The organism is Belnapia sp., from assembly GCF_059504005.1.
In genome coordinates this window covers 49,779-59,324 of record NZ_JCACHU010000056.1, presented here as the reverse complement: position 1 = coordinate 59,324, position 9,546 = coordinate 49,779, and the positions used below count along the sequence as shown (strand labels likewise).

Sequence of the window (9,546 nt, the reverse complement as noted above, 5' to 3'; positions counted from 1 at the left end):
CTGCCCGGCTTATGGCTGGCGTTCGATGGCCATCATGCCCGATCTAGACCATTCCGTCTCCATAATATTAAGCTGCGGTGCAGCATTATCTACCCTAGGTTACGGAAGGCGTCCGCAAGTCGCAAGGAAGGGCCTGTGCCCGGTTGCGCAGGATCTCAGCGCTCCTGGTGCGAGGCTGGGCGGGAGTGCTGAATGGAAGATGAAGGTTACGGTAGCGACAAAGCCCGCTGAGAGGGTTGCAGCCCGCAGCCCGACCCGTTAGGAAGCGCGAGCCAGCTGCCGTAGCTCAGTGGTAGAGCACTCCCTTGGTAAGGGAGAGGTCGAGAGTTCAATCCTCTCTGGCAGCACCATCCTATTCCATTGGTTGGAAAGGATGTCCGGGCGACACAGGGACTTGAGGCGCCTCCGGTGATACAGGGAGGTGGTACAAGCGGCCCTTCTGATGGCTGGCCGACCCCGCATTTGAAAGCCGGCGTCCACCGCCTTCGCAAGGGCCTTCCGCCCGAGCTTCGCTCGTTCATCGGGAAGCGGGCGGCCGACGGCCACCCTTGGGATGAAGCACCCGACAGATGCGCGGGCCAGGGCTCCGTCGGTCTTCAAGGCATGGAAGTCCGACTCGTAGCCGCCCGCATGGCTTGCGCCGGCCTTGGCGGGGGGTGACGTGGTCGTCCTGGATAACCTTCCGGCCCACAAGGTTGCCGGTGACCGCTGCCAGTGAAAACCGAGCCGCAATGGCGCCTGCGTTCGAGATCCGGGCCAGCATCAGCGGGGTCGCCGTTGCGGCCTCACCTTCAATCCGTTTGATCCTGAGCCAATAAAGTGACGGCGCCCCGCGGAGGACTCCGCGGCTCAGGTGATGCCGGTGAGGTAGTAAACGGCGATGACGACGAGAACCGCTGCGGTCTTGGTCAGGGTGATGGCGAAGATGTCGCCGTAGGACTGCCGGTGGGTAAGCCCGGTGACGGCGAGCAGCGTGATCACCGCGCCGTTGTGCGGCAGCGTGTCCATGCCCCCGCTCGCCATGGAGGCCACGCGGTGGAGCACCTCCAGCGGAATGCCGGCGGCCTCGGCCCCGGCGATGAACTGGTCCGCCATCGCGGCGAGCGCGATGCTCATGCCGCCCGAGGCGGAACCGGTGATGCCTGCGAGGACGGTGACGCTGACGGCCTCGTTGATGAGCGGGTCAGGGACCGCCCGCAGCGCCTCGCGGATCACGAGGAAGCCCGGCAGCGCCGCGATCACCGCGCCGAAGCCGTACTCCGCGGCGGTGTTCATGGAGGCGAGCAGCGCACCGCCCACCGCCGCCTTGGAGCCCTCGGCGAAGCGCCGCGCCACCCGCCCGTATGCGAAGGCGAGCACGGTGAGGATGCCGACCAGCAGCGCGCCCAGCACCGCCCAGATCGCGGCGACCGAGGGCACCTGCGTCACCAATGGCTGCGCCATGCCAGCCAGCGCGACCTCGTGCCGCACGCCGTACTGGGCGGCGATCAGGGAGGTGAAGACCTTGTTCAGCACGCCCACCGCGACCAGGGGCAGGATGGCGATGGCGGGGTGCGGCAGTGCCTCCTCGTCAGCCGGCTCCGGCTCGTTCGTGTGGCCCTCGCCGTAGCCCTCGCCCGCCGCGGCGGCGCTCCGGCGGCGCCACTCCAGGTAGGCGAGGCCGACGGCCAGGATGAAGGCCGACCCGATCGTGCCGAGGAGGGGAGCGGCCCAGGTGTCGGTGCGGAAGAAGGTGGTGGGGATGATGTTCTGGATTTGCGGGGTGCCCGGCAGCGAGTCCATGGTGAAGGTGAAGGCGCCGAGGGCGATGGTGCCGGGGATCAGCCGCTTCGGGATGCCGCTCTGCCTGAACATTTCCGCCGCGAAGGGGTAGGCGGCGAACACCACAACGAACAGCGACACGCCGCCATAGGTAAGCACCGCGCAGACCAGCACGATGGCCAGCATGGCGCGCTGCCGTCCGACCAGCCCGATCACCGCCCGGACGATGGACTTGGAGAAGCCCGACAGCTCGATCACCTTGCCGAACACGGCGCCGAGGAGGAATACGGGAAAGTAGAGCTTCACGAAGCCGACCAGCTTGTCCATGAAGACGCCGGTGAAGACCGGCGGCACGGCCGAAGGGTCGGTGAGCAGCACGGCGCCCATCGCCGCCACCGGCGCGAACAGGATGACGCTGAAGCCGCGGTAGGCGATGAACATCAGGAAGGCCAGCGCGGCCACCGCGATCAGTAAGTCCATACCGCCACTCCGGTGCTGGTCGGGTTAGACCGCCGGAGGAGATCCCCGGCGGCGATGTCGCTTCTGGGCGGCGGGGCCGCCCGAGGCCGAGCCCCCGCGGGATCAATAGGCGCCGGTGTTGGTCGTCATGACCAGCCGGTCGGCCTCGAGGCCCCGGATGTGCTTCTCGGCCTCCGCGGCCACGTCCACCAAGATGTCTCGGGCGGACACCATGCCCACGACCCGCCCGTCCTCCACCACGACCAAGTGGCGGACGCGGTCCGCCCTCATGAGGACCATGCACTGGTCGAGCCTGTGCCCCGGCGTGACGTAGATCACCTGCGGCGTCATGACGTCCCGCACCACGGTGCCCTTCGCCGTCCGGCCGCGGAGCTCCACCTTCCGCGCCAGGTCGCGCTCGGAGAAGATCCCGATCGGCTTGCCGTCGTCCAGCACGACCAGCACGCCTACGTCGTGCTCGGCCAAACCTTCGAGCGCGGCGTGCACCGTGGCGTCGGCAGGGATGGAGAGCACGGTGCCGCGGCGCGGGCCGAGGAGTTCCGCCACCGTTTTCCAGGTCCGCTTCATGGCCGGCCTCCCCCGTCGCGCCCGAGGTCGCGGAGATGGCCTTCCGCCTCCTCGCGCGCCTCGTAGATGTGCGGCGCCACGTCGCGCCGCCGCAGCGCGTCGCCGAGCTTCAGGTGCAGGAAGGCGCTCGTGGTGTAGCGGGTGACGCCGGAATAGAACCGCCGCATCAAGCCGCCCACCATGTCGGTGTAGGCGTCCAGCAGTTCGGGCGCGATGGTGAAGTGGTCGTAGTTCACGATGGCCGGCACCTTGCGGCCCAGCGGCGCCAGGCGCTTCTCCACTGCCCGTCGGACGCGGTCAATGTCCTCCTGCCGCCGGATGCCGAAGCCCTCGAAGTTGATGAAGAACACCGCCTCGGCCGGGTCGTAGGTCAGGCGCGCCTCCAGCGGCAGGCTCAGCCATTCCTCGCGGTAGCCCATCGGGCCCTCGGCGAAGATGCGGGAGTCCATCGGGGCCGGATCTTTCGGGACCAGCGGCGGGAAGGCCATCTCGCCCAGGATGTCGCGTTCGACGTCCAGGCCGGGAGCCACTTCGACGAGCTCCAGCCCCTCCGAGGACAAGCGGAAGACGCAACGGTCCGTGACGTAGAGGACGGGCTGGCCGCGTCGCGCCGCCAGTCGGCCGCTGAAGGTGCGGTGCTCGACCCGCTCTACGAATTTCGGGTCTCCGCGCGCCGCGAAGGTGCCGAGGAACACCACCTTCTTGGCGTTCTGGCTGATGTTGATGAAGCCGCCCGCACCCGCCAGCCGGGACCCGAACTTGCTGACGTTCACATTCCCCTCGCGGTCGACCTGCGCCATGCCGAGGAAGGCCGCGTCGAGGCCGCCGCCGTCGTAGAAGTCGAACTGCGCGGGCTGGTCCACCAGCGCCTGGATGTTGCTCGCGGCGCCGAAGTCGAGCCCCCCGGCCGGCAGCCCGCCGATCGTGCCGGGCTCGGTGGTCAGCGTCAGGTACTCCAGCATCCGCTCCTCGTTGGCGACGCTGGCCACGCCTTCCGGCATGCCGATGCCGAGGTTGACGACGCTGTTGGGCCGCAGCTCGAAGGCGGCGCGGCGGGCGATGACCTTGCGCGGCCCCATCCTCATTGGTGGCAGGGAGCGCATGGGCACCCGCGTTTCGCCGCTGAAGGCCGGGTTGTAGGGCGTGGCGAAGGTCTGCCAGTGGCTTTCCTGGCGGGCCACCACGACGCAGTCCACCAGGGCGCCGGGGATGCGCACCAGGCGGGAGTCGAGGCTGCCCGCCTCGGCCAGACGCTCCACCTGCACGATCACGACGCCGCCGGAGTTGCGCGCCGCTGTGGCGATGGCCAGCGATTCGAGGACAAGCGCCTCGCGCTCCATGGTGACATTGCCGTCCGGGTCCGCGGTCGTACCGCGGAGGATCGCCACGTCGATCGGCAGGGCGCGGTAGAAGAGGTATTCCTCGCCGCGCAGCGTGACGGGCTCGACCAGGTCCTCGGTGGTGCGGGCGTTGATCTTGCCGCCGCCGTGGCGCGGGTCCACGAAGGTGTCGAGGCCCACACGCGTCACGGTGCCGGGCTTGCCGGCGGCGATGTCGCGGAAAAGGTGCGAGATCACCCCCTGAGGCAGGTTGTAGGCCTCGATCTTGTTCTCGAGCGCAAGGCGCTGAAGCTTCGGGCAGAGCCCCCAATGCCCGCCGACCACCCTCCGCACCAGCCCCTCATGGCCGAGATGGTTGAGGCCGCGGTCCTTTCCGTCGCCCTGGCCGGCGGCGTAGACCAGCGTCAGGTCGCGCGGCCGGCCTCCTTCCAGGAAGCGCCGTTCCAGTTGTTCCGCGATGGCTTCGGCGAAGCCGATGCCGACGAAGCCGCCGGTGGCTATGGTGGCGCCGTCGCGGACGAGCCGGACTGCTTCCTCGGCTGTGACGATCTTGTCCCGCCGGGTGATCTGGCCTCCACCGAGCAAAGGATGCCCGCTCTGTCCCGCCACCGCTCTCTCCTCCCCGGCAGTGTTGTTGGAGCGCCCTCTGCCGGCCGCAACGGCGGGAGTCAGCCACGGTTCCGGCGTGTACGCGCGTAGTCTGCGCCTGGAAAAGCGAGCGGCGGGCCAGTGCAGGTTGGGCGATGCGTTCTGCTGGCCAACGGAGACAGCCGCATCGCTGCGTTGCGCGTCCGCGGCCTGAACGGATGGCGGTTCATTCCGGCATGGACGAGGCGCGTACAATTTGCTCGCCCGATGGCCGACGATACCCCGACCGCACCGCACGCACATCCACCGCGCGCCGCCGGCGGCGCACTTGGCATCGAATGATGAGAGCAGTCGGCCGTGGGATCGCGCCGAGGGCCGTGGCAGGCGAGGCCTGCCGCGCTGCCTGCCCGGCCTCAGGCGCGATGCTCGCCTCGGCCGGCAAGCTCGGCCGCGATCCGCGCCGCTTCCTCCCGCAGCATGGGAAGGGGCACCGCCGGCCTGAGGCACAACAGCAGCGCCAGGGCCTCCGCCTGCGCCACCTCTGCGCCCATCCCCTCCGCCGACAAGGTCCGGAGCAGCGCGCCGATGCGGGCGGCGACCGGACAGCCGGGAGGGGGCGGGGGGGTGTCTTCGGGCATCGCGGGACGCTAGCAGGGGCGGGAACGAAATGGAAACACACGATCAGCCGCCTGGCGCCCCGTGCGGACCGGGCCCAGGCCTCGGCGCGGCGCTGCCCGCATGTTGCGGCTGGCGGGGCTTGGGGCGCACCAGGCCCTCCTGCAGATCGGCGGAGGGGCCTTCGGGCCGGCCTAGGTCGCGGAGCGGGACCAGATGGCCCGCCGCGCCGTCCGGCGGGGAGACGAATGGGAGCTCCGGGATCCGGCTGGACCTCACCACCCGTGCCGCGACCTCCGTCAACAGTGTCGTCGCGCCTGCTGCGCACCGGGTCCGATGCCGGATGCGGTGGCCGGAGGTCGTGACGCCCTCGCCCACGAAAACGTATACCTTTGCGGCTTGCCGGTCTCGGCCGGGCACGGCATCGCACGGGCATGTCCGCCTCCCTCCGCCGCGTCGTGCGTCTTGTCCTCCTCCTCGCGGCGATGCCCCTGCTGCCCGGCTGCGCCGTGCTGGTCTCCGAGACAGCGAGCACCGCGGCCGGCGTCACCGGCGCCGGGGTGTCCGACGCGATCGGCGCCAATGCGGCGGCGACCACGGCGATCGGCCTCGGCGTCCAGGCGGCCGGCCGGGCCGGGCTGCAATACGCGCAGCGGCGGGCGCACGGCTCGGCGCAGGACGGCATCGCCCGCGCCGCCGGGGCGCTGCCGGTCGGCGGGGTGGCGCGCTGGTCCGTCCGCCATGCGCTGCCGATCGAGCCCGACGAAGCCGGCGAGGTGACGGTCGCGCGGCTGATCGGCGCCGGCAGGCTCGACTGCAAGGAGATCGTCTTCTCGGTGGAGCGGAAGCAGGGACGCGGCTTCTACACCGCCACCATCTGCCGCGACGGCGAGACCTGGCGCTGGGCCAGCGCCGAGCCGGCGACGGCGCGCTGGGGCTCGCTGCAGTGAGGCGGCTGGCGCTGGCGCTGCTGCCGCTCGCGCTCGCCGGCTGCAACCAGGCGGCGGATGTGGCGGGGGCGCTCGCCGGCGGCGGCGCGGCCCTGGCCAGCGGCAATCCGGCCTTGGCCATCGGCGTCGGCATCGGGGTGCGGGCGGCCACCGCGGCGGGCATCCGCTACGTGGTGCGGAGCCGGCATGGGGCGGAGCAGGACGAGGTCGCAGCGGTGATCGGCAGCCTCGCCCCGGGCGAAGTGCGGCGCTGGCGCATCCGGCACACCATCCCGCTCGGCAACGAGGAGGGCGAGGTGCGGCTGGTGCGGGAGATCGACAACGCCCTCGCGCCCTGCCGCGAGGCGCTGTTCTCGGTGGAGGAGGGGGGCGAGCGGCAATGGTTCCTCACCACCGCCTGCCGCCAGGGCGAGACCTGGGCCTGGGCGGCGGCGGAGCCGGCGGTGCCGCGCTGGGGCAGCCTGCAGTAGCGGCCCGCAGCAGTTGGGGGCTCCGCGGCGGCGGAGCCCCCTTCGGCGCTCAGTTCGGCGTCAGCACCAGGCCGGCGGCGTTGATGGTCACCGTCCCCGCGCCGGTGACCGCCGCGGCGCTCGCCAGCGCCGACCAGGTCAGCGGGTTGCCGCCGCTCGCCGCGTCGAACAGGCCGACATGGGTCAGCGTGCCGGCCGCGGCGGCGAAGGTGAAGCGGATGGCGTCCGTGTTCTGCTGCGCGCCGGTGCCGCTGAAGGTCACCTTCTGGCGGGCATAGCCATTGCCCACCGGCTCGCCGGTGAGCCCGGTCGGGTCGCTGCCGCCAGTGCCGAGGCCGAGGAAGACCTGGCTCGGCAGGGCCGGGCCGCGGGCGCAGAGGGCGCGGCCGAGCAGGTTCTTCGCGTAGTCGATCAGGTCAGCCATGGGATGCTCCTTGGGGGTGGGGGAGGGGGATGCGTGCCGGCCTCAGCCGACGGCCTCGACGGAGAGCAGGCGGGCGACCCAGTTGACGGTCTTGCTCGCCTTGCCGGTGCCGCTGATGGCGAGGCCGCCGGTCGTGGTGTCGGCATCGAGGGTCAGCCGCCAGGCGGCGCTGCCGGCATCGCGAGGCCGGGGGCGAGGCCGGTGCCGGCGGTGACCGCGGCAAGCGCCGGCCCGCTGCCGAGGGCGACGCCGCCGACCAGCACCGTCGCTGCGGCCGTGGCGCCACTGCGGATGAGCAGGCTCGCCTCCCAGCTTGCCGTGTCGCCGGCGGTGCCTGCGGTGCCGCCCACCTGGCGGGCAATGACCAGTAGCTTCAGCCGGTAGCTGCCATTGGTCGGCAGGTTCACCGTGTTCGCGCCACCCGGCACGCCGGCATCGCCGGTGAGGCGGGTGACGGTGGCATCTGCGGTCTGCCGCCGGAGCACGAACTCGCCCGCCTGCGCATCGCCATTGGCCGCGAAGCGGCCTGCGGCCCAGGCGCCGCGGCCGAGATTGCCGCGGTCCGTTGCATTGGCGCCGCCCGGGATCCAGCCGGTGGTGCCGCTCGCGGTGTTGGTGCTGCCGCCGCCGATCGCGGCGTTGGTGCCGCTGGTGGTATTCGACGCGCCGCCGCTGACGGTCGCACCCGTGCCGGAGGCGGAGTTGGAGTTGCCGCCGGCGACGGCGCTGTTGCCGCCGCCCGCCGTGTTCGAACTGCCGCCGGCGACGGTCGCCCCGGTGCCCGTGGCGGTGTTGTTCAGGCCGCCGCCGATCACCGACTGCGCGCCGCTCGCCACTTGCGTCGCCGCGGTGCGGCTGGCCTGCCAGTCCACCGCATTGGCGCCGCGCGCATTGCCGCCGGCCACCGCACTGTCGGGGATCGCGGCGGCGATCGCGCCGGTGCCCTTCGACCCGAGCACGACGCCGATATTGGTGTCGCTCCCCTCGGCCAGCAGCGCCACCGCCGCGCCGGCCGCGCCGCCATAGAGGCCGAGCCGGTTGACCGCGCCGGCGATGGGCGCGACCCGCACCGTCTCCAGGCCGTTGACGGAGAGCGACAGCGCCCCCGTCGCGGCGCGCGACAGGCCGGTCGCCGCATTGCCGGCGAAGCCGAGGCCGGGCGCCGCCGAGCTGCCATCGGCGATGCTCGCCACCGCGCCGGCCACCGTGTAGTTCTGCGCCCTGACGAAGGCGGTGGTGGCGAGCGCCGTCGAGTTGTCCGAGTTGGCCGGCGTCGTCGCCCGGACGAGGCCGGTGCCCTTCGGCGCCAGGGTGATGCCGATGGTCGCGTCGCTGCCCTGGGCGGAGAGCGTCACCGCGCCGCCCGCGAGGCCGCCATCGGCGCGCAGCCAGTTCGCCGCCGGGCCCGCCGCATTGCCGATGGCGAGTGCCGTCGCGCCATTCGCCTGCAGCGCCACCGTCCCCGTGCCCTTGGCGGCGAGCTGGAGGCCGATATTGGCATCCGCGCCCTGCGCCTGGGCGGTGATCGCGTTGCCGGCGGTGCCGCCGCCGACCAGCAGGCGGTTCACCGTGCCGGACGGCGTCGCCACCTCCAGCGCATGGCTGCCCGGCGCGCCGCCGAGGGTGAGGCCGCCGGCCGGGGTTGCCCGCAGCACCTCGGCGCCGCCGGCCGTGGCGGCCAGGGTGCCGCTCGCGGGCAGGAAGAGGCCCGTGTCGATGCCGCCGACCGCAAGCCCCGGCCGCGAAGCCTGGCCGGCGGGCGTGCCGCTGGCGAGCACCGCATTCGTCCCGGCATTGACGACGGGGCCGCCCTCGAGCAGCGGCGGCGTGCCGAGATAGACGGCGTTCGGCGCCGCCGCGCCGCTGTCGGCGATCTGGATCGCGGGTGCCCCGTTGCTGCGCGTGTTGAAGCGCGTGCAGCGGAGCGCGAAGAGGTCGAGCGGGTTGCCGGTGCCGCCGATGCGGATCGGGCTGTCCTCCACCGCATCGACGCGGAGGTTACCGATCTGCACCCGGGTGTTCGAGCCATCCACCTGGATCGCCGAGGAGCTGGGCAGCGGCGCGCCGCCGGCATTGAAGATCTCGTTGTGCGAGGTGAAGTTGGCGACCTGCCCGTCGGTGCCCGAGGCCTCGAGCCAGAGCCCGTACCTCACGAAATCCGCATAGGCCTGGCCGATGTAGAATTTCGTCGTCACCCCGGCATCCGAGCCGGCGAAGCGGAACATGCTGCGGAAGCCAAGGGCGAAGGCCTGGTCGATGAAGACGCCGTCGCTGCGGCAGAAGACCATCGCATCCGCATTGGCCTGCTGCCAGGCCATGACGAAGGCGTTGGAGGTCCAGAAGGTCACCCC

At 71.7% G+C, this 9,546-nt stretch carries 8 protein-coding genes and 1 tRNA gene; 3 read left to right on the top strand and 6 right to left on the bottom strand.

The window, feature by feature from the left end; all coding sequences use genetic code 11:
* The first annotated feature begins 275 nt into the window (after positions 1–275).
* Positions 276–350 (top strand) — tRNA-Thr (locus tag AC5JJ1_RS09235).
* A gap of 499 nt (positions 351–849) precedes the next feature.
* Here AC5JJ1_RS09235 and AC5JJ1_RS09230 read toward each other — a convergent pair.
* The 4 genes from AC5JJ1_RS09230 to AC5JJ1_RS09215 all read right to left on the bottom strand — a co-directional run bounded on the left by AC5JJ1_RS09230 (position 850) and on the right by AC5JJ1_RS09215 (position 5,374).
* Entirely contained in the window at positions 850–2,241 is a 1,392-nt protein-coding gene (locus tag AC5JJ1_RS09230) for a GntP family permease (protein ID WP_495784821.1), read from the bottom strand.
* A 102-nt stretch (positions 2,242–2,343) separates the two neighbouring features.
* Positions 2,344–2,808, bottom strand: coding sequence for a CBS domain-containing protein (locus AC5JJ1_RS09225; protein WP_495784820.1), 465 nt, complete (start codon positions 2,806–2,808; stop codon positions 2,344–2,346).
* Positions 2,805–4,757, bottom strand: coding sequence for a CoA-transferase (locus AC5JJ1_RS09220; RefSeq protein ID WP_495784819.1), 1,953 nt, complete (start codon positions 4,755–4,757; stop codon positions 2,805–2,807). Before AC5JJ1_RS09220 ends, AC5JJ1_RS09225 begins: the two co-directional genes overlap by 4 nt.
* Positions 4,758–5,149: 392 nt before the next feature.
* Entirely contained in the window at positions 5,150–5,374 is a 225-nt protein-coding gene (locus AC5JJ1_RS09215; protein WP_495784818.1) for a hypothetical protein, read from the bottom strand.
* Positions 5,375–5,785: 411 nt separating this feature from the next.
* Between AC5JJ1_RS09215 and AC5JJ1_RS09210 the strand changes: the two genes are divergently transcribed.
* Together AC5JJ1_RS09210 and AC5JJ1_RS09205 are read left to right on the top strand one after the other, a co-directional pair.
* Positions 5,786–6,301, top strand: a complete 516-nt coding sequence (locus AC5JJ1_RS09210; RefSeq protein ID WP_495784817.1) for a hypothetical protein — start codon at positions 5,786–5,788, stop codon at positions 6,299–6,301.
* On the top strand, positions 6,298–6,771 hold the full coding sequence (locus tag AC5JJ1_RS09205; protein ID WP_495784816.1) for a hypothetical protein: 474 nt from the start codon (positions 6,298–6,300) through the stop codon (positions 6,769–6,771). The genes AC5JJ1_RS09210 and AC5JJ1_RS09205 overlap by 4 nt, the downstream gene beginning before the upstream one ends.
* A 49-nt stretch (positions 6,772–6,820) precedes the next feature.
* Here AC5JJ1_RS09205 and AC5JJ1_RS09200 read toward each other — a convergent pair whose 3' ends face one another.
* The gene (locus AC5JJ1_RS09200; RefSeq protein ID WP_495784815.1) at positions 6,821–7,195 is read right to left on the bottom strand and encodes a phage tail fiber protein; all 375 of its coding nucleotides are present in this window, start codon (positions 7,193–7,195) and stop codon (positions 6,821–6,823) included.
* Between the two features lie 152 nt (positions 7,196–7,347).
* Positions 7,348–9,543 (bottom strand): hypothetical protein, encoded by a 2,196-nt coding sequence (locus tag AC5JJ1_RS09195; RefSeq protein WP_495784814.1) that lies wholly within the window; start codon positions 9,541–9,543, stop codon positions 7,348–7,350.
* Between the last annotated feature and the right edge of the window lie 3 nt (positions 9,544–9,546).